Source organism: Brachybacterium sp. SYSU DS0246, from assembly GCF_059391765.1.
Genome location: NZ_JBZXYT010000040.1, coordinates 1 through 26,573, shown reverse-complemented (window position 1 = coordinate 26,573; position 26,573 = coordinate 1). Strand labels below are relative to the sequence as shown.

The 26,573-nt window shown below is 71.8% G+C and carries 23 protein-coding genes; 16 read left to right on the top strand and 7 right to left on the bottom strand.

What is annotated here, in order from left to right; genetic code table 11:
* The 3 genes from AC5020_RS15620 to AC5020_RS15610 form a co-directional block, all read right to left on the bottom strand.
* Nucleotides 1–1,243 (bottom strand): DUF885 domain-containing protein (locus AC5020_RS15620; protein WP_464988950.1); only part of this gene is annotated, 1,243 nt, incomplete at its 3' end.
* A 30-nt stretch (nt 1,244–1,273) separates the two neighbouring features.
* Nucleotides 1,274–1,537: an acyl-CoA carboxylase subunit epsilon gene (locus AC5020_RS15615; RefSeq protein ID WP_377804701.1), complete on the bottom strand. Its 264-nt coding sequence runs from the start codon at nt 1,535–1,537 to the stop codon at nt 1,274–1,276.
* Complete coding sequence (locus AC5020_RS15610; RefSeq protein WP_377019904.1) at nt 1,534–3,156, bottom strand: acyl-CoA carboxylase subunit beta; 1,623 nt, start codon at nt 3,154–3,156, stop codon at nt 1,534–1,536. Before AC5020_RS15610 ends, AC5020_RS15615 begins: the two co-directional genes overlap by 4 nt.
* Before the next feature lie 174 nt (nt 3,157–3,330).
* Between AC5020_RS15610 and AC5020_RS15605 the strand changes: the two genes are divergently transcribed.
* The 14 genes from AC5020_RS15605 (at nt 3,331) to AC5020_RS15540 (ending at nt 19,659) form a co-directional block, all read left to right on the top strand.
* Nucleotides 3,331–4,176: a biotin--[acetyl-CoA-carboxylase] ligase gene (locus AC5020_RS15605; protein WP_464988949.1), complete on the top strand. Its 846-nt coding sequence runs from the start codon at nt 3,331–3,333 to the stop codon at nt 4,174–4,176.
* An 8-nt stretch (nt 4,177–4,184) separates the two neighbouring features.
* The gene (locus AC5020_RS15600; RefSeq protein ID WP_377019847.1) at nt 4,185–5,354 is read left to right on the top strand and encodes an adenylate/guanylate cyclase domain-containing protein; all 1,170 of its coding nucleotides are present in this window, start codon (nt 4,185–4,187) and stop codon (nt 5,352–5,354) included.
* 79 nt (nt 5,355–5,433) lie between these two features.
* Nucleotides 5,434–6,129: a response regulator transcription factor gene (locus AC5020_RS15595; RefSeq protein WP_377019845.1), complete on the top strand. Its 696-nt coding sequence runs from the start codon at nt 5,434–5,436 to the stop codon at nt 6,127–6,129.
* A 15-nt stretch (nt 6,130–6,144) separates the two neighbouring features.
* The gene (locus AC5020_RS15590) at nt 6,145–7,515 is read left to right on the top strand and encodes an ATP-binding protein (RefSeq protein WP_464988948.1); all 1,371 of its coding nucleotides are present in this window, start codon (nt 6,145–6,147) and stop codon (nt 7,513–7,515) included.
* 18 nt (nt 7,516–7,533) lie between these two features.
* A complete protein-coding gene (locus AC5020_RS15585; protein ID WP_464988947.1) occupies nt 7,534–8,721 on the top strand; it encodes a 5-(carboxyamino)imidazole ribonucleotide synthase in 1,188 nt (395 codons plus the stop codon).
* Nucleotides 8,718–9,236 (top strand): 5-(carboxyamino)imidazole ribonucleotide mutase, encoded by a 519-nt coding sequence (gene purE / locus AC5020_RS15580; RefSeq protein ID WP_464988946.1) that lies wholly within the window; start codon nt 8,718–8,720, stop codon nt 9,234–9,236. Before AC5020_RS15585 ends, purE begins: the two co-directional genes overlap by 4 nt.
* Nucleotides 9,233–10,342: an acyltransferase family protein gene (locus AC5020_RS15575; RefSeq protein WP_464988945.1), complete on the top strand. Its 1,110-nt coding sequence runs from the start codon at nt 9,233–9,235 to the stop codon at nt 10,340–10,342. The genes purE and AC5020_RS15575 overlap by 4 nt, the downstream gene beginning before the upstream one ends.
* 23 nt (nt 10,343–10,365) lie before the next feature.
* Nucleotides 10,366–11,052: an acyltransferase gene (locus AC5020_RS15570; protein ID WP_377019840.1), complete on the top strand. Its 687-nt coding sequence runs from the start codon at nt 10,366–10,368 to the stop codon at nt 11,050–11,052.
* Nucleotides 11,049–12,176, top strand: coding sequence for a DegT/DnrJ/EryC1/StrS family aminotransferase (locus tag AC5020_RS15565; RefSeq protein ID WP_464988944.1), 1,128 nt, complete (start codon nt 11,049–11,051; stop codon nt 12,174–12,176). Before AC5020_RS15570 ends, AC5020_RS15565 begins: the two co-directional genes overlap by 4 nt.
* A gap of 2 nt (nt 12,177–12,178) precedes the next feature.
* Complete coding sequence (locus AC5020_RS15560; protein WP_464988943.1) at nt 12,179–13,201, top strand: Gfo/Idh/MocA family protein; 1,023 nt, start codon at nt 12,179–12,181, stop codon at nt 13,199–13,201.
* A gap of 76 nt (nt 13,202–13,277) precedes the next feature.
* Nucleotides 13,278–14,681 carry a glycosyltransferase gene (locus AC5020_RS15555; protein ID WP_464988942.1) on the top strand — a complete coding sequence of 468 codons (1,404 nt, stop codon included), beginning with the start codon at nt 13,278–13,280 and terminating at the stop codon, nt 14,679–14,681.
* Between the two features lie 10 nt (nt 14,682–14,691).
* Nucleotides 14,692–16,635 carry a DUF6541 family protein gene (locus AC5020_RS15550; RefSeq protein WP_464988941.1) on the top strand — a complete coding sequence of 648 codons (1,944 nt, stop codon included), beginning with the start codon at nt 14,692–14,694 and terminating at the stop codon, nt 16,633–16,635.
* A 70-nt stretch (nt 16,636–16,705) separates the two neighbouring features.
* Nucleotides 16,706–18,535, top strand: a complete 1,830-nt coding sequence (locus AC5020_RS15545; RefSeq protein WP_464988940.1) for an ABC transporter ATP-binding protein — start codon at nt 16,706–16,708, stop codon at nt 18,533–18,535.
* Nucleotides 18,532–19,659, top strand: a complete 1,128-nt coding sequence (locus tag AC5020_RS15540; protein ID WP_464988939.1) for a glycosyltransferase — start codon at nt 18,532–18,534, stop codon at nt 19,657–19,659. Before AC5020_RS15545 ends, AC5020_RS15540 begins: the two co-directional genes overlap by 4 nt.
* Before the next feature lie 15 nt (nt 19,660–19,674).
* Here the strand turns inward: AC5020_RS15540 and AC5020_RS15535 are convergent, their stop codons facing one another.
* From AC5020_RS15535 to AC5020_RS15525, 3 genes are read right to left on the bottom strand one after another with little or no spacing between them, the layout of a single operon-like run.
* Nucleotides 19,675–20,793, bottom strand: coding sequence for a glycosyltransferase (locus AC5020_RS15535; RefSeq protein WP_377019832.1), 1,119 nt, complete (start codon nt 20,791–20,793; stop codon nt 19,675–19,677).
* The gene (locus AC5020_RS15530; RefSeq protein WP_464988938.1) at nt 20,790–21,899 is read right to left on the bottom strand and encodes a glycosyltransferase family 4 protein; all 1,110 of its coding nucleotides are present in this window, start codon (nt 21,897–21,899) and stop codon (nt 20,790–20,792) included. The genes AC5020_RS15535 and AC5020_RS15530 overlap by 4 nt, the downstream gene beginning before the upstream one ends.
* On the bottom strand, nt 21,899–23,278 hold the full coding sequence (locus AC5020_RS15525) for a glycosyltransferase (protein ID WP_377019830.1): 1,380 nt from the start codon (nt 23,276–23,278) through the stop codon (nt 21,899–21,901). Before AC5020_RS15525 ends, AC5020_RS15530 begins: the two co-directional genes overlap by 1 nt.
* Before the next feature lie 168 nt (nt 23,279–23,446).
* Here AC5020_RS15525 and wecB point away from each other — a divergent pair, with 168 nt between their 5' ends.
* Nucleotides 23,447–24,511, top strand: coding sequence for a non-hydrolyzing UDP-N-acetylglucosamine 2-epimerase (gene wecB / locus AC5020_RS15520; RefSeq protein ID WP_464988937.1), 1,065 nt, complete (start codon nt 23,447–23,449; stop codon nt 24,509–24,511).
* Entirely contained in the window at nt 24,511–25,704 is a 1,194-nt protein-coding gene (locus tag AC5020_RS15515; RefSeq protein ID WP_464988936.1) for a glycosyltransferase, read from the top strand. The genes wecB and AC5020_RS15515 overlap by 1 nt, the downstream gene beginning before the upstream one ends.
* A gap of 3 nt (nt 25,705–25,707) precedes the next feature.
* Here the strand turns inward: AC5020_RS15515 and AC5020_RS15510 are convergent.
* The coding region (locus AC5020_RS15510) for an acyltransferase (protein WP_464988935.1) at nt 25,708–26,573 on the bottom strand (866 nt) is incomplete at its 5' end.

Genomic DNA, 26,573 nt, shown 5'->3' with positions numbered 1-26,573 from the left:
CGCGGGCAGGGCTTCTTCCGGGTCCTGTACTACCTGCCGAAGATGACTCCTGGCGGCGCGACCGCGGGGGGGGTGCTGGGGGGGAGAGAGCCGGGGGGGTGGGCCCCGGCGCCGCCCCCCCCCCCCCCCCCCACCACATGCGGCCGGGCCGGGTGAGGTCCTCGCTGGGGCCGGTGTAGTAGATGCCGCCGGAACCGGTCTGCGCGATGCGGCACTCGAGACGGTGCAGCGGCTGGGGGATGTCGAAATGGGTGCCGGCCAGGTCCGCGATCGCGCGGTCGCTGAGCTGCTGCATCCAGGCCCGCAGCTCCTCGGTGCCGTGCAGCACCCGCGCGGGATCGGAACGCAGGGCGTCCTTGGCGGCCGCGACGGAACGCCCGCCACCGGTGCCGTGGCGCTCGTTGACCCGGGCGGCGACCTCCTCCTGCTCGGCGACGATCGCGCGCAGCTCGTCGATGCCCCAGGCGTAGGTCTCGTCCAGATCCACCTCCGTGCCCAGGAAGGTGCGGGAGGCCAGGCGATAGGCGTCCCGGCCGATGGCGTCCGCGGCCGGTGCCCGCTCGGCGAGCGAGTCCAGGAAGTCCGCGAGCTCGAGATAGCCCTCGGCGGCGGCGCGGGAAGCGCGGGCGACCCGCTCCCGCTGGGTCCCGTCGCCCACGGCCGAGGCGGCGAACGTCTCGAAGAAGCCGTTCTCCGCGGCGTAGACGCGGGCCTGCTCGGCGCCCAGGACGAGCTGCCGCCGGGCGGAGATCACGCCGTGGTCCGCGGCCTCGCGCAGCGACTCGGCCCAGGTGGCCAGCGAGCCCGGCATCGCCGCCATGCGCTCGGCGATGACCTCCCAGTCCTCGGCGGTCTCCGCCGGCATCTGGTCCAGCACATCGCGGGACTGCAGGGGCGAGGCGAGGTTGTTCACCCCGGCGACGTCCAGCCGGAGCTCGGAGCGCTCGATCTCCAGTCCCAGCCGCTCCGTCAGAGCGGCCCGCGTGACGGAGTCGGTCTCGTCCTGATCCGGCACCTCGCCGATGGACGCCAGCAGGGCACGGGCGGCGTCGGTGCGTTCGGCGACCGCTGCCGGGGAGAAGTCGGTGACCTCGCTGTCGTGACCGGCGATCCCGAGCTCGGTGGCGAGATACGGATCCAGCCGGGCGACGGAGTCGACGTACCCGTCGGCGAGCCGGTCCAGGGCCGACGGCGTGCGGGTCGCCGCGGGACGGCCGGGCGCGGGGGAGGGGAGGGCAGGCATGCGGCGCAGTCTATGCGGCCAGAGCCGGGCTCAGCGGTCGGAGAACTGCCAGGCGGTGGGCGAGGGATGCGAGCGCAGACCGTGGGCGCGCGGATGGGTGTGGACCGGGTCGCTCCAGGCGCTGGGGCCCCCGGTGCGGCCCTCGGCCAGGTCGCGCTCCTCGGCTTCCAGACGGCTGGTCACGCTCATGGCGGAGACGACCACGGCGATCGCCGCGAGCTCGTCGCTGGCCAGCTGCCCGCGCACCAGGCGCACGTCGGCGCGCGGCTGCTCGGACGGTGTCTCCTGGTTCACAGCGGGATGTTCCCGTGCTTCTTGGTCGGCAGCGAGTCGCGCTTGGTGCGCAGCGCCCGCAGCGCATGGGCGATCTCGACGCGGGTCTGCGAGGGCTGGATCACGCCGTCGATCCAGCCGCGCTCGGCGGCGGTGTACGGCGTGGCGAACTTCTCCTCGTACTCGGTCTCCAGCCGCGTGCGCGTGGCCTCGACATCGCCACCGGCCTCCTGGACCGAGCGCAGCTCCTGGCGGTGGAGGATGTTCACCGCGCCCTGCGAGCCCATCACCGCGATCTGCGCCGTCGGCCAGGCGAGGTTGAGGTCCGCGCCGAGCTCCTTGGAGCCCATCACGATGTAGGCACCGCCGTAGGCCTTGCGGGTGATCACGGTGACCAGCGGCACGGTGGCCTCGGCGTAGGCGTACAGCAGCTTGGCGCCGCGGCGGATGATGCCGCCGAACTCCTGATCGGTGCCGGGCAGGAAGCCGGGCACGTCCACGAACGTCAGCACCGGGATGTTGTAGGAGTCGCACAGGCGCACGAAGCGCGCCGCCTTCTCCGAGGCGTCGATGTCCAGCGTGCCCGCGAGATGCGAGGGCTGATTGGCGATGATGCCGACGCTGTAGCCCTCGACCCGTCCGAAGCCGACCAGGATGTTGCGGGCGAACAGCGGCTGGACCTCGAGGAACTCCTCGTCGTCGAGCACCGCGCGCAGCACCTCGAGCATGTCGTAGGGCTGGTTCGGGGAGTCGGGGATCAGCGTGTCCAGCGCGGTGTCCTGCGGCGTGAGGGCCTCGTCGAAGCGCACCGGGAACGAGGGCGCCGGGCTCAGCGTGTTCGCCGGCAGATAGCTCAGCAGGTCCTTGACGTACTCGATCGCCTCGCCCTCGTCGGGCGCCATGTAGTGGGCCACACCGGAGCGGGAGGAGTGGGTGCGCGCACCGCCGAGCTCCTCGAAGCCGACGTCCTCCCCGGTGACCGTGCGGATCACGTCGGGGCCGGTGATGAACATGTGCGAGGTCTTCTCGACCATCACCACGATGTCCGTCAGCGCGGGGGAGTAGACGGCACCGCCCGCGGCCGGCCCCATGATCAGCGAGATCTGCGGGATCACGCCCGAGGCGCGGGTGTTGCGGCGGAAGATGCCGGCGAACATCGCCAGCGAGGCGACGCCCTCCTGGATCCGGGCGCCGCCGCCGTCGAGGATGCCGATGATCGGCACCCCGGTGCGCAGTGCGAGGTCCTGGACCTTCTGGATCTTGCGGCCGTGGGCCTCGCCGAGGGAGCCGCCGAAGACGGTGAAGTCCTGGGAGTACACGCACACCTGGCGGCCGTCGATCGTGCCGTACCCGGTGACGATGCCGTCTCCGTCGGGGCGCTTCGCCTCGATCCCGAAGTTGCGGGCCTGGTGCCGCACGAAACGGTCGGTCTCGACGAACGAGCCGTCGTCCAGCAGATCCGTGATGCGCTCGCGGGCGGTCTTCTTCCCTCGCGCGTGCTGCTTCTGGACCGCCACCTCGTCGGCCGCGGAGACCGTGGCGGCGTCACGCTCGCGCAGGTCCTCGAGTCGCTGGGCGGTGGTGAGCGGCCGCGGGGCGTCGGTCACGGGGCCTCCTGCTGCGGCCTGCGCGGCCGCCATGAATCCTTCGGTGATGAACACGGGGATACTACGCTACCGCTGGCCGGGAACGGCTGGTCCGCGGCGAGGACGGGCACGGACACCGGTGAGGCAGCAGTGACGGGACGGGGCATGGGACGAGGCACGGCACGGGGTCGGAGCGACGGCGAGCAGGCCGGCGCGGCGATCCATTCGATGGGAATCCTCACGTCCACGCAGGATGAGGCCCGGCGCCGCCTGGAGGCCGGCGAGCAGGCTCCCTTCGCGGTCAGCGCGCGCGAGCAGACGGCCGGCCGGGGGCGGCTCGGGCGGGCCTTCGCCAGCCCCGACGGAGCCAGCCTGTCGTTGACCTACGCCCACCGCTCCGCCCTCGGGCCGGACGGTCGCGGGTGGATCCCGCTGGCAGCGGGGCTGGCGGCGATCGACGCCCTGGCCGCCGCCGTCGGGACCGACGGGCCCGCGCTGGGACTGAAGTGGCCCAACGACATCCACACCGCCGACGGCCGCAAGCTCGGGGGCATCCTCGTCGAGGGACACGGAGCCCGTGACGTGCTGATCGGCATCGGCCTGAATCTGCGCGGGCCGGTGCGTGCGGCCGACGGCTCCCTCGTGCCCGGTGCCGCCTGGCTGCTCGGCGCGGACGGGATCCGGCCCGGAGCGGACGACCGGACGGGTGCTGCCGATGCCGGCTCGCTCCGTGAGGCGATCGCGGGCAACCTGGTCACCGCCCTCGCCAGCGAGCTCGACGCGCTCGAGTCCAGCGGGGGAGACGGGGATGGTGCGGGTACTCGTCGGCGGTACACTATGACGTGCCTCACAATCGGGCGTAGGGTGCGGGTCGAGCCCGTGGGAGACGTCGCCGGCGCCCTGCACGGCATCGCGCGGACGATCGAGGCCGGCGGCAGGCTGGTCGTGGACCTCGAGGCCGGCGGCGAGGCCACCGTGGATGTCGGCGACGTGAGACATCTGAGGCCGGGCGGGCCGGAACGGCCCGCGACGGACGCCGGCGACGGCGTCGAGAAGGAGGAGCACGGCAGGTGACGGGCGGAATGGAAGACCTGGAGCGCGACGGCGCGGAGCGCTCTGCGCCCTCGGACGGGACCCGTCCGCCCGGCGAGCCGTCGCTCTCGCCGGAGGACTCTCCCGATCTCGACGCGACCCCGCTGGGGGACCAGGAGATCCTGGACCTCAATCGCCGCTTCGCCGCCGTGCGCCGCAGCGTGGGAGCGCTGGAGAAGGTGCTGCTGCAGGGGTCGCGCAAGTACTCGCGCCGTGACCTCGCCCAGCAGCACGACATCCCCGAGCGCCTCACCTCCGTGTACTGGCGCTCGCTGGGCTTCACCCCGGTCGACGAGGACACCGTCGTGTTCACCGAGGAGGACGCCTACTCGATCGGCGACCTCGCCGCCATCGTCGAGGACGGCGTGCTCTCCGAACGGGCCTTCGCCAGCATCACGCGCGGGCTGGGCTTCCACATGGGCCGGCTGGCCATGTGGATCACCGAGGCGCTGGTCGACGAGGCCAAGCACGCCGACGGCACGGACGACGCCGAGGCCCGCCAGCAGATGCTCGACACCATCCCCGAGCTGCTCGAGACCCTCGAGTCCCAGGTGATGTTCGCCTTCCGTCGCCAGCTCGCCGCCTACGCCGCCCGCGCGGGCTCCGAGGTCCTCCACCGCGACACCGACGAGCTGTTCCCGCTGCAGCGGGCCGTCGGCTTCGCCGACCTGGTCCAGTTCACCCGTCTGGCCCAGGACCTCACCGGCGCCGAGCTGGCCGACGTCGTCGGCCGCTTCGAGGCGGTCGGCCGCGACGTCATCTCCGTCGGCGGCGGCCGCGTGGTCAAGACCGTGGGCGACGAGATCATGTTCCTCGCCGACACGCCGGAGGACGGCGCCCAGATCGCCGTCAGCCTCGCCGAGATCATCACCGCCGACCAGGGCCTGCCGCCGGTGCGCGTGGGCCTGTCCTGGGGGTCGATGTTCTCCCGCTACGGCGACGTGTTCGGGCCCAAGGTCAACCTGGCCGCGCGCATGGAGTCGGTGGCCCGTCCCGGCACCGTGGTGGTCGACGATGAGACCGCCGCCGCGGTCGAGCGGGCGCTGCCGGGCGGATTCGCCACCGCCGACGGCGAGGACGTCGAGCTGCACGGCATCGGCACGGTGCACGTGATGGAGATGCGCCGTGACCGCTCGGCGCCGCTGGACCTGAGGTACTGACCTGAGCATCGGAGCAGGCAACACCCCGGTTCAGGGCATGACCAGCCCGCTGTGAGGGCGGCGACGTACGATGGAGCGCGTGACACGACTGCTACTCGTCGAGGACGACTCGGCCATCGCTGAACCGCTCTCCCGCGCACTCGACCGCGAGGGGTACACCGTCGCGCGCGCATCGCGGGGCATGGACGCGCTCGCCATCGCCGCCGGAGGGGACCCGATCGACGTCGTGATCCTGGATCTCGGCCTGCCCGATGTCGACGGGCTCGAGGTGGCCCGGCGACTGCGCAAGGGCGGACTCGAATCGCCGATCCTGATCCTGACCGCACGGGCCGACGAGGTCGACGCCGTGGTGGGCCTGGACGCCGGGGCCGACGACTATGTCACCAAGCCCTTCCGCCTCGGGGAGCTGCAGGCCCGGATCCGGGCCCTCATGCGGCGGTCCCAGGCCATGGAGGAATCCGGCGACGCCTACGACGTCAACGGCGTGACCCTCGAGGTCTCCGCCCGTCGCGCCTACGCCGACGGGCACGAGCTGAGCCTGTCGGCCAAGGAGTACGACCTGCTGACCGTGCTGGTGCGCGAGGCCGGGAGCGTCGTCACCCGTGACGACCTGATGCGCGAGGTGTGGGGCGCCGAATGGTGGGGCTCGACGAAGACGCTGGACATGCACGTCTCGTGGCTGCGCCGCAAGCTCGGTGACGACGCCACGGACCCGCGCCGGATCACCACGGTGAGGGGTGTCGGTTTCCGGTTCGAGACCGGCGCGGAGAGCTGACACGTGTGGCAGCGCGTGCTGCAGGCAACCATCATCACGGTGGTCCTCTCGGTGCTCCTGCTGGGTATCCCGCTGGGGTACTCCTGGCTGAAGCTGAACGAGCAGTCCCTCTCGAGCACGGCGAACCAGATCCTCGACGACGTGCGCGTGGATACCGAGGAGAGGCTGTCCGAGGGCCGTCCTCTCGATGAGGCGATGCTGCAGCGGCGGGTCGACGAGCAGGCCGACCTCGACGTGGCGATCACCGTCGTCCACGACGGTCAGACCCTGCAGGCAGGGGAGCCGCCCGGCAAGAACCCCGTGGAGGTCTCCACCTTCGGCACCGACGGCCAGGAGATCACCGTGGCCATCCCGGAGTCCGACGTGGCCGCCCACACGGCGAGCGCGTGGGTGCTCATCATCGTCGCCGGGCTCTCGGCCGTCTCCATCGGCGTCTCGGTCGCGCTGTGGCAGGCCCAGCGGATCTCGATGCCCCTGGCCCGGCTCAGCCGGCGCGCGGAGGAGATGGGCAGCGGCCGCGCCCGCGGGCCGTGGACGCCCTCGGGGATCGCCGAGATCGATGACGTCGCCGAGGAGCTCACCCGCTCCGGCGCGATGCTCACCGAGCGCCTCGAGGCGGAGAGCCAGCTCGCCTCGGACGCCTCCCACCAGCTGCGCACGCCGCTGACCGCCCTGTCGATGCGGCTCGACGAGATCCTGGCGACCAGCTCCGAGGAGTGGGTGCGCGACGAGGCCCGCATCTCGCTGGAGCAGATCGACCGTCTCACCGAGGTGGTCCACGACCTCATCAACGCCCCGCGCTCCTCCCAGCGCCGCACCCCCGGCGTCGTCGAGCTGCGCACGGTGCTCACCCAGCAGAGCGAGGAGTGGTCGCCCGCCTACCGCCGCGCCCAGCGCGAGCTGCGGATCCAGGTGCCGCGCAGCGCCGCCGTGTGGGGTTCGCCGGGGCCGCTGACGCAGGTGCTGGCCACCCTCATCGAGAACGCCCTGATGCACGGCGACGGCCGGACCACCGTCAAGGTGCGTCGCAACGAGCACTCGACCGTCATCGAGGTCATGGACGAGGGGGGCGGCATCGACCCGGCGCTCGGCTCGAGGATCTTCGAGCGCTCCGTCTCCGGCCGCAGCTCCTCCGGCACCGGCGTGGGTCTGGCCCTGGCCCGCACCCTGGTCGAGGACGACGGCGGCCGGCTCGAGCTGCTGACCGAGCGGCCCGCGACCTTCGGCGTGTTCCTCATCTCGGCCCCGGGGGAGGACGACGTGCCGCCCCCGGAGGGCACCGACGCCGACGCCGACGGCGAGGGCGAGGACCTCCCCGCCCCCGACGAGCTCGAGGAGCTGCCGCAGGGGTCCGTCGTCCGGCGCCGCCCGCGGTCGCGCGCCTGACCTCGTACACTGACCGCCGTGTCCGAGACCCCGCAGCCCTCAGAACATCGTGCGCCATCGCCCCATGCCGCTGCCGTCGGCATCGTCGGCGGCGGGCAGCTGGCCCGGATGATGCTGGGCCCGGCCATCGAGCTCGGCCTGGCCACCACCGTGCTGGCCACGGCCCCCGAGGAGAGCGCCGCCGCCGTCGCCGGCCGGGTGCGCCTGGGCCGCCACGACGACGAGCAGGCCGTGCGGGGCCTCGCGGGGGAGGTCGACGCGATCACCTTCGACCACGAGCACGTGCCGACCGCGATCCTCGAACGCCTCGAGGCCGACGGCGCCGCCGTGCGCCCCGGCCCGGCCGCGCTCGTCCACGCCCAGGACAAGCTCGTCATGCGCGAGCGCCTGACCGCGCTCGGGCATCCCTGCCCGCGCTGGTGGCGGATCGGCTCCCGCGAGGATCTCGCCGAGACGCTCGCCGAGACCGGCGGCCGGGTCGTGGTCAAGACCCCGCGCGGCGGGTACGACGCGCACGGGGTGCGCATCGTCGAGGCGGACGACCAGGCCGACGACTGGCTCGCCGCGCACGGCGAGCTGCTGGCCGAGGAGCTGGTGTCCTTCACCCGTGAGCTCTCCGCGCAGGTGGCCCGGCGTCCCGGGGGAGAGGTCGTCGCCTATCCCGTCGTCCAGTCGGTCCAGAAGGACGGGGTCTGCTACGAGGTGGTCGCACCTGCTCCGGGGCTCGGCGTCGCGGCCCAGCGCCGCATCCAGCGCCTCGCTCAGGACATCGCGGAGGACCTCGGCGTCGTCGGCATGCTCGCCGTCGAGCTCTTCGAGACCGAGGACGGCGAGGTGAGCGTCAACGAACTGGCCATGCGCCCCCACAACACCGGGCACTGGTCCATGGACGGCGCGGTGACCGGGCAGTTCGAGCAGCATCTGCGCGCGGTCGCCGATCTGCCGCTGGGCTCGACCGATCCTGTCGCGCCGGTGGCCGTCATGGTCAATCTGCTCGGAGGCGGCGCGGAGGACCTCGCCCCCGGCGCCTGCGCCGCGCTGGCGGCCGACCCGCAGCTGAAGCTCCACCTGTACGGCAAATCCGTCCGGCCGGGGCGCAAACTCGGTCACGTCACGCTGATCGGGGACGACGCGGAGGATCTGCTGGAGCGTGCCCACCGCGCCGAGAAGCTCATCATCGACGGCCCCGAGAAGGAGATCCGATGACCGCGACCGAGCCCCGCCCCCGGGTGGGCATCGTGATGGGATCCGACTCCGACCACCCGGTGATGGAGGCCGCCGAGGCGGCGCTCGCCGAGTTCGGGATCGCAGCCGAGGTCGACGTGGTCTCGGCCCACCGGATGCCCGAGGACATGGTCGCGTGGGGCCGGTCCGCCGCCGACCGCGGCCTGCGCGTGGTGATCGCCGGCGCGGGCGGCGCCGCGCACCTGCCCGGTATGCTCGCCGCCCTCACCCCGCTGCCCGTGATCGGCGTGCCCGTTGCGCTGAAGCACCTCGACGGCATGGACTCCCTGCTCTCGATCGTGCAGATGCCCGCCGGTGTGCCGGTGGCGACCGTCTCCATCGGTGGGGCCCGCAACGCCGGTCTGCTGGCGGCGCGGATCCTCGCGGCCGGCGGGGACGAGGAGGCCGCTCGGCTGCGTGAGCGCATGGTCGCCTTCCAGGAGGAGCTCCGCGAGATCGCGGTGGGCAAGGGCGAGGCGCTGCGGGCCTCTCGGTGAGCGAGCACGCTCCGGCGCCGCCGCAGGGCCGGGTCGCCTGGCTGGACCTGGCGCGGGCGGTCTCGATCATCCTTGTCGTCCTCTACCACGTGGCCGTCTCCGGGGGAGCGGACCTGCTGGGCGACGGGCGGGCCGCGGCCTGGTGGGCGAGCGCGAATCTCGCCCTGATCCCGCTGCGGATGCCCCTGTTCTTCCTGGTGGCCGGACTGCTCGCGGCAGGTGCCCTCCACCGGTCGTGGCCCCGGGTGCTGCGACCGCGCGTGCTCGACATGCTCTGGCCATACGTGCTGTGGAGCCTCCTGTTCGCCGCCACCGGGTGGCCGCGCTACGCGCCCGAGGACTCGCTCGGCTTCGTCCGCGGGGAGATCGCCGGGCTGTTCGTGGTGGGCTCGCCCTACTGGTTCATCGCTGCGCTGCCGGTGTTCTTCGTGCTCTCGCGGCTGCTGCGTGCTCACAAGGGCGTTCTGCTCGCAGTGACGCTGGTCCTGTACGCGGCCGCACCGGTGATCCAGGAGTCGATGGAGCGCGCCGAGATGTGGGGTGATCTCGTCTACGGCGTCTTCCAGCTCACCGACAACGCGCTGTGGTACGCGGCCGGATTCGCCCTGCGGTCGACGATCCTGGCAGCCGGGGAGCGTCCGCGACCGGTCCTGGGACTCGGGCTGACCGCCGTGTTCTGCCCGCTGGCCCTGATCGTGCTGCGCGCAGAACTGCCGCTGCCCCTGTCCCGCGGGCTGGAGCTGGTGGCATCGATGAGTGGGATCGGGGCCTGCATCGCCCTGCTGCCACTGCTGGCCCGCCTGGGGTCCGTGGCTCGCGCCGGGTCCTTCGTGGGCAGCCGCACGCTGGTGATCTACCTGGTCCATCCGATCGTGCTGAACCTGGTGGTGGTCGCGTGGCGCCGCGCCGACGGGCTCTCGCTGACCGCCGGACCGGCCGGGGAGCTGCTGGTGGTCCCGGCAGTGGCGGTCATGGCCCTCCTGGCCGCCGTCGGGATGCAGGCCGTGATCGACCGCTGGGGTCCGCGCTGGCTGATCGAACTGCCCCGTGTGCGCGAGATGCGCAACAGCTCCGCGCGGACGGCAGGTCATCCCCGACCGCGGTGAGCGCTCGCGGTATCGTCGGGCCCATGAGTGAAACCCCTGCCTACCGGGCAGCCCCGGGGTCCGACATCTCGGACGATGCCACCATCGGCGACGGCAGCTCCATCTGGCATCTCGCACAGGTGCGCGAGGGCGCGAGGCTCGGCACCGGCTGCGTCATCGGTCGCGGCGCCTACATCGGCTCCGGCGTGCGGATGGGCGACGGCTGCAAGGTCCAGAACTACGCGCTGGTCTACGAGCCCGCGGTCCTCGCCGACGGCGTCTTCGTCGGCCCCGCCGCCGTGTTCACCAACGACCACTTCCCCCGCGCGGTGAACCCGGACCTGTCGCCGAAGTCGACGTCGGACTGGGAGCCCGTCGGGGTCACCTGCGAGACGGGATCGTCCATCGGCGCCCGCGCCGTGTGCGTCGCCCCGGTGACGATCGGCGCCTGGGCGATGGTCGCCGCCGGCGCCACCGTCGTCAAGGACGTACCCCCGCACGCCCTGGTCGCCGGCGTCCCCGCCAAGCGCCTCGCCTGGGTGGGCCGCTCCGGGGAGAAGCTGATCCCCTCCACCGACGGCACCGACGCCTGGGTGTGCCCCACCACCGGCGAGTGGTACATCCACGACGAGAAGTCCGGCGGGCTCCAGCTCGCCTCCTCCCCTCAGGCCGGGGCCCCGCGCCCGGCCGCGCTCGACGACTCCGACGAACAGGACGGACCCACCGCATGAACACGGAACCGACGATGATCCCGCCGGCGAAGCCGATCATCGGGCAGGAGGAGCGCGACGCGGTCGATCGCGTGCTGGCCTCCGCGATGCTGGCGCAGGGCCCGGAGGTCGCGGCCTTCGAGCAGGAGTTCTCCGCCGAGCTGGCCGGTGGCCGCGAGGTCGTGGCCGTCAACTCCGGCACCTCGGGTCAGCACCTGGGGATGCTCGCCCTCGGCCTGCAGCCCGGCGACGAGGTCATCGTGCCCTCGTTCACCTTCGCGGCGACCGCGAACACGGTCGCCGTCTCCGGGGGTGTCCCGGTGTTCGTCGACGTCGATCCGGAGACCTTCACGGTGGACCCGGCCGCGATCGAGGCCGCGATCACCGAGCGCACCGTCGGGATCCAGCCGGTCCACCTCTACGGCCACCCCGCGCCGATGGACGAGATCACCAGGATCGCCCGTGAGCACGGGCTGTGGGTGTTCGAGGACGCCGCGCAGGCGCACGGGGCCACGTGGGACGGATCGCTCGTGGGAACCCTTGGCGACGGCGCGATGTACTCGCTGTACCCGACCAAGAACATGACCTCCGGCGAGGGCGGCATGGTCGCCTGCGCCGATGCGGAGACCGCCCGCCAGGTGCGGCTGCTGCGCAACCAGGGCATGGAGCGGCAGTACGCCAACGAGGTCGTCGGCTACAACAACCGCATGACCGACGTCCACGCCGCGATCGGCCGGGTGCAGCTGACCAAGCTCGCCGGGTGGACCGCGCAGCGTCAGCAGCTGGCCGCCCATTTCGACGCCCGCCTCGAGGGTGTCACGACGCCTGTCGTGCGTGAGCAGGCCACGCACGTCTACCACCAGTACACGATCCGCCTCGAGGGCGCCTCCGCCGCCGAGCGCGACGCCTTCGCGACCGCGCTGCGCGAGGAGCACAAGGTCGGCTGCGGGGTGTACTACCCCACGCCCGTGCATCGCCTGGCGACGTTCGCCTCGTCCGCAGCGGACGCTGCGGACGCGGACCTGCCGGTCACCGACATGCTGGCGCGGGAGGTGCTGTCGCTGCCGGTCCACCCGAGCGTCAGCGACGAGGACCGGGACCGGATCGTCGAGGCCGTGAACGCGGTCGCGAAGGCAGGAGCGTGACCATGAGTGCGAGCACGAAGCGACTGCGGGCCGGGCTGATCGGCCTGGGCATGATGGGCCGCCACCATGCGCGCAACCTCCAGGCCCTGGACGGTGTCGATCTCGTCGCCGTCGCCGATGCCCACGGCGACCCGCACGGTGCCGCCCCGGGGTACGACATCCTGCCCGACGTGCAGTCCCTGATCGCCGCCGGGATCGACTACGCCGTCGTCGCCGTGCCCACCCAGTTCCACCGCGATGTGGCCCTGACCCTCGCCGAGGCCGGGGTGCACACACTGGTCGAGAAGCCGCTCGCCTTCGACATCGGCGAGGCCGAGGAGATCACCGCGGCCTACGAGAAAGCCGGCCTGGTCGGCGCGGTCGGCTACATCGAGCGGTACAACCCCGCGCTGCAGGAGATGCGCAAGCGCATCGCCGACGGGCAGCTGGGCGAGATCTACCAGATCGTCACCCGCCGCCAGGGCGCGTTCCCGGCGCGCATCGCCGACGTCGGCGTGGTCAAGGACCTCGCCACGCACGACCTCGACCTGACCGCGTGGGTCGCGCAGTCGCGGTACGCGCACGTCGCGGCCACCTCCACCCGCCGCTCCGGGCGCCGCGACGAGGACATGGTCTCGATCGCCGGCGGTCTCGCCGACGGCACCATCACCAATCACCTGGTGAACTGGCTGACACCGTTCAAAGAGCGCGTCACCGTCGTGACCGGCGAGAACGGCGCCCTGGTCGGTGACACCATCAACGCCGACCTCACCTTCCACGCCAACGGCGAGAAGGCCACCAACCTGTGGGAGTCCATGGCCTCCTTCCGCGGCGTCAGCGAGGGCGACTCCATCCGCTACTCGCTGCAGCGCAAGGAGCCCCTGGCCACCGAGCACGAAGCTTTCCGCGACGCCATCGGCGGAGACACCTCCAACATCGTCACCATGCGCGAGGGCCTGCACACCGTGCGCACCGTCGAGGCCGTCCTGGAATCGGCGCGCGCGGGGGAGGTCGTTCGGCTCGACGGGGACACCGACGGTGCCTGACCTCGCACCGCTTCGCGCCCGTGCCCTCCGTGCGGCCACCGGGGCCGCCCGTCGGCTCCCCGGCCGCGCAGGGGGGATGGGCGTCTATTTCTCCGCGCAGCAGCGACTTGCGGCCGACCCGCGGTACGGCCGATGGCGCCAAGATGTCGCGACGTTGCTGGGTCTCGCCGACCGCTGCCTGGAGCGAGGGCGCGTCGACGCCGCCCTGCGCTGGTTCGACAAGGCGTTGCGTGTCTCCTACGACCCGTCCCTGCACCAGGCGGGCCGCTCGCCTCTCGCCGCCGACCCCGCCGAATTCGTCCGGCCCCTTCGGGAATCGGCGACCGGCACGCTCATGCTCGGCCGGACGGTGCCGTTCTCGAGCGCTCCGTCGCGACCGGCCCCGCGGGACCGCCGCGGTGGCGAACCTCTGCGCCTGCTCGTCATCGCGCAGGAGAACTGGACGTTCGTGCGGCCGCTCATCGATGCACTGCGTGCCACCGGGCGGTTCGAGGTCCGGGAGCTGGACGTCGAGGACCTGCCCGGGGGTGGGTTCCCCGATCGCGATCGGATCATCCGCGGCCGGTACGACCTGGTCACCTCCGGTCGCCGGATGCCGACGCCGCCTGCCCTGGCCGAGAGCTACGACTGGGCCGACGTCGCCCTCGTCGAGTGGAGCCATCACGTCCTGACCTGGATTACCCTGCTGGATCGGGCGCCGCGAGCCCTGATGTCCCGGGTCCATCGCTTCGAGGCCTTCACCCCCTTCACGCTGCTGCACGATCACGCCCGGATCGACCGGATGCTGTACGTCTCGCCCCCGGTGTGGAACATGCTGACCGTCATCGCTCCCGACTTCGCCGATATCCAGGCCGAGCACGTGGGCAATCTCCTGGCGCGCGGTCTGGAGACCCCGCCCCGTGAGGACCACGATCCGCGGCTGCTGGTGCAGGTGGGTTGGGTCAGGGAGGTCAAGGACGTCCTGTTCACGCTCGAGGTCCTCGAGCGCCTGCGCCGGCACGACGAGGCTTACAGGCTGCGGCTGGTCGGGCCGCGCCTGCCCGACTCGGCGTCCCGGGACACGCCGTATCAGCGGTTGGTGCGCGAACGACTCGAGCAGCTCGGCCCGGGCCCGGTCGAACAGCTCGGTGCGCGCGCCGATGTCCCGGCGTTGCTGGCGGAATCAGGGATGATCGTCTCCTCCTCCCGGCACGAGGGCACGCACGAGTCCGTCATGGAGGCTCTCGCGGTCGGGTGCCCGGCGGTCATCCGCGACTGGCCCGACACCGTGCCCTACGGAGGAGCGGCGAGCCTCTACGATCCGGACTGGGTCGTCCCCGACGTCGACGGGGCCGTCCAGCGCATCCTCGAGCTCCGCGACCCCGAGGTCTACGCGGCGGCCTCCCGCCTCTCGCGAGAATTCGCCTTCGCGCAGCGCGATCCGTCCGTGGTGACGGCGGGGTATGAGCGTGCCCTGCAGCCTCCGCCCAGGATCTCATGAGCTGCTGCGCATGACCGAGTTGCTTCCGGTGCTGGCCGCGTGGGCGCTGCTCGCCGTTCCCGGCCACCTGCTGCTCATCGCGCTTGCATCCCGTGTTCCCGTGCGGTGGGGCTGGGCCCCGGTGGTCACCGTGCTGCTCACGGTGGTGCTCACTGCGCTCTACCGTCTGCTGGGGATCCCCTGGACCATCCTCAGCGCCGTGATCGGATACCTCGCCCTGGTGGGCCTTGCCCTGCTCGCTCGGCTGCTGATCGTTCGCCGTCTCGCGCACCCCCCGACGGAGCCCCCGGCGTCGTCCGCGGCCCCCTGGACCCTGCGCAGCGTGTCGCTGGTGACGGGAGTCGCGGTTCTGTCGGGCGTGCTGGTCGTGGCCTCCAGCAGCCAGCGCATGGGTGGTATCGGAACGCTCAACGGCAGCTACGACTCCTTTTTCCATCTCTCCGCGATCGCCTTCATCCGCGACGGGGGCGATGCCTTCCTCACGACGGCGCTGACGGAGATCTACGGAGCCCCGACGTACTACCCGGTGACGTTCGACGCTCTCGCGGCGCTGTTGCCGTTCGACACGGTCACGGCGGCGAACGCGATGATGCTCTCGCTGCTGGCGGCACTGCCGTCCTCGGTGGCGGCGCTCGCCGCGTCGGTCGCGGCCGGTCGTCGCGAGGCCCCCGTGGGTGCGGCGCTTGCCGCGGCCGCATCGACTCTCTTCCTCAGCGTCGCCGCGACGGCTCTGGTGATGGGACTGTGGCCGACGGTGCTGGGGGTGGTGTGTCTGCCCGTGGCGATCGCCTCCGCCCTGCGCCTGCTGGAGCACCGGCATGGCGTGCGCGGGCTCCGCCGGCTCGGCGGGCTCACCGGTCATGCCGCGGTCCTGGTCGGCACAGCTGTCGCGCACCCGTCGATGCTGTTCTCGGTCGCCGTCGTGGCCGGTCTGTACGTCCTGGTCGGGGGGATCGGTCATCTTCGCGCCGGCCGCGGACGTCGCGGCTGGTGGCAGGTGGGGGGCGCGCTCGCCGCAGCGGGTGGTTTCCTCGTGGTCTCGAGCACCATGCTCAGCGGGATGAACCTGACCAAGCCGAGCGCCGACGGAGTGGGCTCCGTGGCCTGGAAGATTCTCACCGACACCCCGCGGATCCCGGTGGTCGAGACGGCGGCATGGCCCCTGCTGCCGGTGTGGATCCTCGCCGCGATCGGTGCCGTCGCAGCGGTGCGTCGCTGGGAGGTCGTGGGCACGAGCTCGGCGGTGGCGGTCGTCGCCTCCGTGCTGCTGGGTCTGGCCACGGAGATCGAGTCCCCGGCGGTCGCCGCGCTGGTGAACCCGTGGTACGGGGCGCGGGAGCGGATCGCCCCGCTGATGATGTGCATGCTCATGGTGCTCCTGGTGCGCGGTCTGGACGCGGTCGTGGACGTCGACCGGATCCGAGGTCGTCCCGTATTCGGGACGGTCGCCGCGGTCGGTGTGCTCGCGATCGTGCTCGTTGCCGTCGTCGTGCCGCCGCGGCTGCCGCTGCTGGGATCGCTCGCCTACACCGCCTACGGTCTCCAGCTGGAGCCGTACGTCACTCCGCAGGAGCGCGCCTTCATCGAGCGCACGGCCGCAGCCCTGCCGGACAGCGCCGTGGTCCTCGCCGATCCACTGGATGGAGCGCCCCTGTACTGGTCGATCGGCGGAACCCGGACCGTCTACCCCACGATGGCGCGCCCCCTGACTCGGGACCAGACCCTGGTCGCCAACTACGCCGGGAATCCGGACATCTACGGCGAGGTGTGCTCAGCCCTGACACGACTGGGCCCGACCCACCTGTACCGTGATGTCTCCGCCGCATCCGGCGCCGCCATCAATCCCGAGGCCTCGAGCCGTTGGAGTGGGGTCCACGACATCCCGCCCTCGCGACTGACTCTCGTGGCCGAGGAGGGCCCGTACGCTCTGTACGAGCTGGAGCCCGTGTGCTGAACGAGCGGCGCACCGGGTGCCACGCCGTGGACCGGCGCCCGCCCGTCCCGAGCGAAGAGGAGAACCCCAGGTGAAGCAGACCATCAGGATCGTCCGACGCACCCTGTCGGTGCTGCCGCCGGACTCACGGCGATTCCTGGTGACCTTCGGCGTGGTCATGAGCGTCCTGGCCCTGCTGGACGTGGTGGCGCTGGGAGCGATCGCCGTCGTCATCCCCGGTCTGATGGAACCGGGCACCGCCGTCACGGTCCCCGTGCTGGGATGGCAGCTGCGCACATTCGAGGAGATGCTGGTCCTCGTCGCGGCGTTCGTCGGCCTGATCATCATCAAGAGCTTCCTGAACCTGCTGACGATCCGGATCGCCACCCAGCGTTTCGCGCAGCATGAGGTCGCGATCGGCCAGACCCTCTTCCGCTCCTACATGTCAGCCTCCTGGGTGGACCGCGCCTCCAAGTCGACGCAGGAGATCATCCGCATGGTCGACTCCGGCGTGGCGGCCGTGGTCGCAAACGTGCTGATGCCGTCGATGACCGTCGTCGCGGAGTTCGCCACGATCACGGTCATCAGCATCGGCCTGATCGTCCTGGACTGGCAGATCGCGCTGGCGACCTTCGTGTATCTGGGGTTCATCGCGCTGATCCTCTCCCGCGTGATCACCCCGAAGGCCGTCGCCAACGGCGCCAGCAACCGCGACAACTCCATCCGTGTGGTCCGCCTGCTGGGAGAGGTCCTCGCCGCCCTGAAGGAGCTGACGCTGAAGGGCAACGAGGGCGAGGTGGCCGACATCGTCGCCGAGCGTCGCGCCACGGCCTCCCGCACCCGGGCCTTCGCCCAGTACTACAACCAGATGCCCCGGTTCGTGCTGGACGCCGGCATGGTCGGCGGGTTCGCCGTCATCGGCGGGGTCGGGTACCTCTCCGGGGGACCCGCTGGGGCGATGACCTCGGTGGCGGTCTTCGCCGTGGCCGGATTCCGTCTCGTGCCGTCACTGACCCGATTCCAGTCCACGCAGAACCGCATCCTGACCAATGCGGCCTTCGCCGACTACATCATCGACGACATCGAGTTCGCTCGTGAGGCGGTCGCGCGCAAGGAGCAGCCGGACTCAGGCACCCTGGAACGGGGGCTGCATGACATCGTGCTGGAGGACGTGAGCTTCACCTATCCCGGCCGTGAGGAGCCCGCGGTGCACAACGTCTCGCTGCGGATCCCCGCCGGCTCGTCGGTGGCCTTCGTCGGCAGCTCCGGCGCCGGCAAGTCCACGCTGGTCGACCTGTTGCTCGGACTTCTCACACCCAGCAGCGGCCGGATCCTTGTCGACGACGTCGACATCACCACGGTGCTGCGCCAGTGGCGCTCCTCCGTGGGATACGTCCCGCAGGAGGTCTCTCTGTTCGATGTGTCTGTGGGCGAGAACGTCGCACTGACGTGGAATCCGGAGGAGGTCGACGAGGACCGGGTGCGCACGGCGCTGCGCCGGGCGCAGATGCTTCAGGTGATCGAGGATCGCCCGGACGGGATCGAGGGCAGGCTGGGGGAGCGTGGCATGACGCTCTCGGGAGGGCAGCGACAGCGCATGGGCATTGCCCGCGGCCTGTACACGGAGCCGTCCGTCCTGGTCATGGACGAGGCCACCAGTGCCCTGGACACCAAGACCGAGGCCGCGGTCACCGATGCGATCCGCGGTCTGGGCGACGAGGTCACCACCATCACCATCGCGCATCGCCTGGCGACCATCCAGCACTCCGACATCGTGTTCTACATGTCCGAGGGCACGGTCGCCGCGGCCGGCTCCTTCGACGAGGTCGTCGCCGCCGTGCCCGCCTTCGCCGAGCAGGCCGCGCTCGCCGGCCTGACCCGCTCCGCGGATGCCCCGATCGATCAGGAGCAGGAACGATGACCTCAGTGCTGATCCTGTCGTTCTCCGAGCTCGTGCGGGACCCGCGGGTCCAGCGCCAGATCGGACTGCTCGCCCGTCGTTACGAGGTCACGACCGTCGGATTCGGGCCCACGCCGCACCCCGACGTGACCCACCGTGAGCTGCCCGCGAGCACCCGTGCCTGGCCCAGCAACAAGCGATACCTGCTCTCGAGGCGGTACCGGCACGCGTACTGGGACATGAGCGCGGTGCGGGCCGCACGGCAGCGACTGGCGGACCTCGCCGGCGCCGTCGACGTGGTCCTCGCCAACGACGTCAACACCCTCCCGCTGGCCCTCTGGCTCGCCCCGCGCCGGGGGATCCACGCCGACCTGCACGAGTACGCGCCGCGCGAGAAGGAGCATGTCCGCTCCTGGCGCTGGTTCGTCGCGCCCTATCAGCGGTGGATCTGCCGTACCTGTCTGCCGCGGGTCGATGCGATCACGACCGTGTCCCCGGGGCTGGCCGGTGAGTACGCGATCCGATTCGGCGTCGACGTCGAGGTCGTGACCAATGCCGCAGCTTACGAGCAGCGCTCTCCGCGGCCCACCGGCGAGACGATACGGCTGCTGCACACCGGCGTGGCCCGAGCCAACCGTCGCCTGGAATCGATGATCGACGCCATGCGCGGTGCTCCCGAGAACTTGACGCTGGACCTCATGCTGGTGCCGAGCGAACCGGGGTACATCGAGACGCTCAGGGATCGAGCGGCGGACCTGCCGTCGGTGTCCTTCCGCGATCCGGTGCCGTACACGGATCTGGTGGAGGCCGTGGCGGAGTACGACCTCTCGATCGTGGTCTTCCCGGACAGCACCTTCAACCTCCAGCACAGCCTGCCCAACAAGCTGTTCGAAGCGGTCCAGGCCAGGACCGGCGTCCTCGTGGGGCCGTCACCCGACATGGCCGCTCTCGTGCGGGAGCACGGGATCGGTCGCGTCCTCGACGGGGCTGACGCCGATTCCCTGCGCGCAGCGCTGTCGACGACCACCAAGGAGGATGTCGATCGCTTCAAGCAGGCCGCGAACGCGTCGGCGCGTGAGCTCTCGGCCGAGCGGCAGATCGAGGGCTGGCAGAGCTCCATCGCCCGGATCGCCGGGGACGCCTGAGACCCTCGGCTCCGGTCAGCCGCGGATAAGCCCCACCAGGCGCGGAAGGTGCCGGACGGCCAGGGACGCGGCCATGAACCGCACCGGAGCCTCGCGGTCCAGGGCGTGTCGCCACCGCCGGGGCAGCAGCGTCGCCGGGCGGCCATGGCGTCGACGCGCCTTCGCCGCACGCACCAGGTCCTCGGCCGGGATGGTGGGGTCCAGACAGGCGTCGACCACGTCGCGGTCGGCTCGGGACAGCGGCCCCAGGCACCCCGGGCACTCGACGATCACACCGGCCGTGATCTCCGCGAGATCCGTGCGCTCGGCCTCGGTCCAGATCGAGACGTCGCTGCGATAGAAGACCGCCCCGAAGACGTGGATGCGCAGGAGCTTGACGCCGATCGCCCGTCGAGCGCCCCGCGGCAGCGCCCGGAACCAGCCCGCGGTCAGCACGTCGGGGAAGAAGCCGAGCTGCTCGCGGATCGGACGGACCACGTAGGTGACCCGGTCGCCGGCATCCTCGCCGATCACATAGGGCGGGCCGAAGCGGTCGTAGGCCGTGGGGCGTGTCGCCATGAGCTGCGTGACCATCCCGACGTCCCCGCCGACTCCGGCCCCTTCGACGAGCCACGCGCCGGTCGCGGCCAGCATCTCGCGGCGCATCAGTCCCAGTGGTGCGGAGCGGTAGCTCAGCCGGTCGGCCACGAGGTCGACGAGACCGGCACGATGCATGCGGACGGCCGGCGTGGGGACGCCGGATCCGGCGGTGCCCAGGGCGAGACGGGTGACCACGAAGTCCGCGCCGGTGCGTTCCTGGACCGTGAGCCAGGAGGCGACTGCGCCGGGCGCCAGCATGTCGTCGGAGCCCATGATCGCCACGAACGGCGTGGTCGCGGCGCGCATTCCGGCATTGAACGGGCCCGAGGCGGATCGATGCCGGTCCCTGTGCTCGAGGAACGTTACTCGCGCACGATGGGCGGGGTCGATCGCCGAGGCGATATCGCCGGCGTCACGGTTGTGGCACACCACGGTGACATGGGCGTGATCGGCATTGCCCTCCAGGATCGAGGCCACTGCTCGGCCGACGGGACGTTCCGGCGTGTGGCAGGCGATCACGACGGTGACCGGCTTCTCCGCCCCGGTGCCGCTCATCGGCGGCTTCCCGGTCGGCCGGGCAGCAGCTCGTACTGTGCGGCGTAGCCGTGCCCGACGGCAGCGGCGGAGAACCGGTCCCCGATCGTGCCCGCGATCTCGTCGGCGGTGAGGTCGCGGGTGCGCTCGTCGACCTCGAGGATCGCCGTCGCATAGGCGGCGACGTGCTGTGCGGGGACCAGGGCGCCGACTGACGGCTCGACGTACTCGCCCTGGCCGCCCGTCGCCCCGAGCACCACCGGACGTCCGGCGACGATCGCCTCCGCGGCGGAGACGAAGAAGTTGTCCGCACGGGTGGGGCCGAAGAACAGGTCGGCGCGGCCGAGGGCCTCGCGGACCCCCGTGCCGTTGACCGTGCCGGGCAGCGCGAGCTGCCCGGTGACACCGAGCTCCTCGGCGCGGCGCAGGGTGTCCTCTCGCAGCGGCCCGTCACCGAGCCATTCCAGATGGGCATCCACGCCGCGCTCTCGCAGGTCGGCGAGCACCTCGACCGCCAGCAGGGGGTCCTTGCGGGGGATCAGCCCGCCCGTCGAGACCATGCGCAGGGCGCCGTCGGATCGATCGCGGCGCGGCACGAGGGGTCCCGGCTCGACGATGCACGGCACGACGGCGGTCGGGCGGTCGGCGCGGACGGCCCGGATCGGGCGGGCAAGGAACTCGCACACGGCGGTGACCCGGTCCGGCCGCGCCAGCAGACGACTCAGCAGCGGCAATCCGGCGCGGGCCGGCGCGGGGAGCGTCGACGGAGTGGTCAGAGCGGACCAGTGCTCGGTGTGGATCCACGGCACCCGCGGCCGTCGCAGCGTCATCGGCAGCAACGCGGAGAACGCCATCGAATGGACCACATCAGTGCCCCCGAGCGCCACGGCGAGCACGCGGGCCGCGGCCAGGATCTGGTCCGGCCGACGCGGGTCCATCGGCACCCGCAGCACATCGATGCCCTCGTGGACGAGCCTCCTCGTGCCGTCGTCGTCGGCCGGCGGCACCAGGTGGATCAGGCGCACGTCGTGGTGCCGGGCGATGGCGAGGGTGTCGCGGACGACGAACGAGCCGCGCGAGGGGGACGTCCCGGTCGGGAACCAGGTGGTGACGACCGTGATGCGCATCAGCTGAGCCTCCCGGTCTCGCTCATCACGCGGCGGTACAGCGCGAGCATGCTCTCCGTCTCCCGTTCCCAGGTCAGGTCGTCGGCCACCTGGCGGGCACGCTCTCGGTAGGTGTCCGGATCGTCCAGGATCGCCCGCAGCGCCTCGGCGAGATCCTGCGGACTGGAGCCCTGGAAGACCTCGCCGACGCCGAGCTCCTCGACCACACGTCGCATGTCCGGCAGGTCGGCGGCGGCGATGGGCAGTCCGGCGCGGATCGATTCGAAGAGCTTGTTGGGGAGGGCGAACCGGTAGGAGAGGCAGATGGGGCGCACGTGGACGACGGCGACGTCGCCGTCGGCCAGGGAGCGCGAGACGGCGTCGGGCTCGACGGCTCCCACAAGATGGACGCGCTCGGCGACGCCGTGGTGCGCGGCCTCGGCACGGACCTGCTCGAGCGCGGCCTGCTCCCCGTACCCCAGGAGCACGAAGTGGACATCGGCCGGCAGATGGGGGAGCGCGGCGATGGTCTCCTCGATGCCGCGGGCGGTGGTGATGCGCCCCCCGTATGCGATGACCCGGTCCTCGGCGCCGAGCCCGGCGCGAGCGCGGAGCACTCCGCTGGCGGGATCCGGCAGGTCGTCGGCGACCGGGACGTTCCGCACCAGCGCCGGTCGCCGCGGCAGACGGTAGGTGCGCTCGAGCCAGTCCGCGATGGAGGGCGAGACGGTGATGACCCCGTCGACCCGGCGGATGCCGACCGCTTCGATGAGGGCCTCGACATGAGGGGCCAGGAGACGGCCGGGGCGGACGTTGCGGTGACGCCACAGCTCGTGCGAGTCGTAGACGATCCCGATGCGGCCGCGGCTCGCGGCACGGATCGCCAGTGCGGGGACCAGCGTGTTGGCGTCGTTGGCGTGGATCACGTCCGGTCGCACGCGCAGCCCTGCCTGTGTGACGTTCTTCCAGTACGTGCCCAGGGCGACGGTGCGGTAGGCGCGTTCGCCGAGCCCGCGCAGGGCACGCAGGGCGTGAGACCTGATACCGGCCAGCGCGGCCCGCGGCTGTGTCGGCGGCGCCAGGGGGGCCGGGGGCGGAGGCGCAGAGACCCGGGAGGCGGGCTCGAGGTCCTGGCTGATCAGCCCGCGCCACACCGGCGCCAGCGCCGGCACGATCCGCTCGAAGGCGAACTCCGGGACACGTTCCAGCGTCAGGCGCTCGCCGAGGCGGCTGACGGCCGCGGGCCGGTCCAGCTCGCGGCGTTCGACCGCGAGGATCCGGACGTCATAGCCCTCGTCACGCAACGACGCGGACTCCTTGAGCACCCGGGAATCGTTGGCGGCGTCGTTGTAGACGAGCACAGCGACACGAGGCTCCGGCGTGCCCTGGCCTGACGTCATGCATCTTCCGTTCCCGAGCGGGGCACGCGCGCGGCGCGCTGTCCCTCGATGGTGTCGTGGTGTGCCGCACGGCCTCGGCCGTTGGCTATGGTGGGGCACGCTTACTGTACCTGCGACCCGGGCCGCGTCGCCTGTGACCTGCCGGGGCCGAGAGGAAGAGATCCGTCCATGAAGATCCTGTCCGTCGTGGGCGCGCGCCCGCAGTTCGTCAAGCTCGCCGCGATCGCCGATGCAGCCGCGCAGCGGGACGACGTCGAGCACGTCATCGTCCACACCGGGCAGCACTACGACGCCGCCATGAGCGACGTGTTCTTCGCGGATCTACGGATCCCCGCCCCGGACGTCAACCTCTCCGTCGGCTCCGGGTCGCACGGACGTCAGACCGGTGCGATGCTGGCCGGCATGGACGAGGTGCTCGAGGAGCACCAGCCGGACTGGACCCTGGTCTACGGAGACACCAACTCCACCCTCGCCGGCACCCTCTCCGCCGTGAAGATGCACCTGAAGGTCGCCCATCTGGAGGCCGGGCTGCGCTCGTTCAACCGCCGCATGCCCGAGGAGCACAACCGCGTGGTCACCGACCACGCCGCGGATCTGCTGCTGGCGCCCACCGAGGTCGCGCGCGGCCACCTGGCCGCCGAGGGCCTCGCCGAGCGCACGCTGGTGACCGGCGATGTGATGACGGACGTGTGCCTGCGGGTGGCGGCCGCCGTCGAGGGCACTCCGCTGGCCCTGCCCGAGGGCATCGACCCCGCCGGAGAGTTTGCCGTGGCCACGATCCACCGCGCCGACAACACCGACGACCCTGAGCGGCTGCGGGCGATCATCGAGGCCCTGCAGGCTCTCGAGATCCCCCTGGCGCTGTTCGCCCATCCGCGTCTGGTGGCGAAGGCGAAAGAGGCCGGCATCGAGCTGGCCGGTGGCGCCGTCCGCGTCGGCGAGCCCGTCGCCTACCCGGACCTGGTGGGCGCGGTGCATGCCGCGAGCGCCGTGGTCACCGACTCCGGTGGTCTGCAGAAGGAGGCATACCTGCTGGGGACCCCGTGCTCGACGGTGCGCACGGAGACCGAGTGGGTCGAGACGCTGGAGAACGGCTGGAATCAGCTGGTCTCGGACCCGGCCGAGCTGACTGCCGCGGTGGCACGGCCTCGGCCCGACGCCGACCGCCCCGCCCACTACGGCGACGGCAGGGCGGCCGAACGGAGCGTCGACGCTCTCCGGGAGCGCGCCTGATGGCGAGGTCGCGCACCGCACGACGCCCCGGGCCGAACCGCCCCGCGCACGTGGTCGTCGCCACCCGCGTCTATACCCCTGAACCCGTGGCCGCCGCCTTCCGCCAGGAGGCGCTGGTCATCGCCCTGGAGCGGGCCGGCGCGGAGGTCACCGTGCTGACCACCTCCGCGCCCGGGGCGGGTGGGGTCCGGTCCCGGGCCCGCCGCGTCTCCCGCTGGCCCGTCAAGCGTGATCACCAGGGCCAGGTTCGCGGGTACGTCTCCTATCTCAGCTTCGACCTGCCGCTCGCGCTGCGACTGCTCCTCCAGCGCCCGATGGACGCCCTGGTGCTCGAGCCGCCGCCGACCACCGGGATGGTGGGGATGGTCGCCGCCATGATCCGCCGGGTGCCGTACACGTTCTACGCGGCCGACGTCTGGTCCGACGCGACCGAGAGCGTCGAGGGCGTGCCGACCTTCGTGCGCTCCGCGGTGCGCTGGGCGGAGAAGACCGTCTGGAAGCGCGCCTCGCGCGTGCTGACCATCTCCCCGGGTGTGCAGCACCGGGTGCGGGAACTGATCGGGCCACGGCCCAGCATCGTCATGGTGGGCAACGGGATCGACACCGAGACCTTCACACCCGAGGGCGCGGATGCCGGCGAGGCAGGACCGTACTTCGTCTACGCCGGGACCGTCTCCGAGTGGCAGGGCGCCGCTGTGTTCATCGACGCCTTCGCCCGGGTCCGCGAGAGGCATCCGCAGGCGCGGCTGCTGTTCTTCTCCGAGGGGTCCGGGCGCGACGAGCTCGAGGCACGCGTGGCCGAGGAGAGCATCGACGGCATCGAGTTCCGCGACAAGATCCCGCCGGCCCAGGTCGCCGCGCATCTGCGGGGCGCGGTCGCCGGGCTGTCCTCGATCACCCCGGGGCAGGGCTACGAGTTCGCCCTGCCCACCAAGATCTATGCCGCTACCGCAACAGGGACCCCCGTGATCCACGCGGGGGAGGGCGCCGCCCACGACCGGATCCGTGACAACTCCCTGGGCTGGGCCTGCGACTACGACGCCGCCCAGGTCGCCGAGGCGATGCGGGCGGCGCTGGAGGGCGAAGGCGCTCCGGAGCGGGAGCACCTGCGCCGGTGGACGCTCGAGAACGCCTCCCTGGCCGGCTGCGCCACGAAGGGCGCCGAACAGGTCCTGGCGGAGATCCGGCGCTGAGCGTCAGAGGATCGCGCGCAGCCCCGGGACCTTCTTGCCCAGCAGCGAGACCGCGAAGGCGAGGACGGTGACCACGACGATCAGGGCGAGCACCGTCAGCAGCGAGCCCTCGGGGAAGCCCAGCTCGCGCAGCGGCACGAGGATCGCGAAGTGCACGAGGAACACGCCGAAGGTGGCGTCACCGATCGTCCGCAGGAGGTTCTCGGCGCGCGCCGAGACCGTCCACGCACCTCCCAGGCTCAGCAGGGCGATCACCAGGGCGAGCGAGAGCAGCATCACCGTCGGCGCCACATAGGTCGGCAGCAGGAACTGCCCGGGCGGGGTGTCGGTGACGCGGGAGAGATACGCCCACACGGTCGCCACGGTCAGCACCGGCGTCGCCACGAGCAGCAGGAGCAGTGCCCGGCTGCGGCTGACCGGCAGGGCCCACGCCGCCCGTCCCAGGATGTAGTAGCCGAGGAACGGCATGAAATAGGTGAGGGTGCCCATCTGCAGCGGGACCACCGCTTCGCCGAGCAGCCCTTGGCTGAGCGGTGGGACGGCCATCACCACCAGTGCCCATCCCGTGGCGACGCCGCCGGTGATCCAGGCCCGTCGCGGACTGTCGCCGATGTAGACGGCGATCACCGGAGTGACGACGGTGAGTCCCAGGATCAGCGGCAGGAAGTACAGATGCGGGTACGAGGAGGCTGTCAGCAGGTCCAGGATCTCCTGGCGCCAGTCCAGCGGCTCGTCCGTGAACAGGGTCCCCATGATCAGGGCATAGAAGGCGGTCCACACCACTGTCGCCGGCAGCAGTCGGCGCAGTCTCCGGCCGAGGAACCGGCCGGAGCCGTGGCGCATGGCCGCCGGCGCCAGGTTCAGGGCGC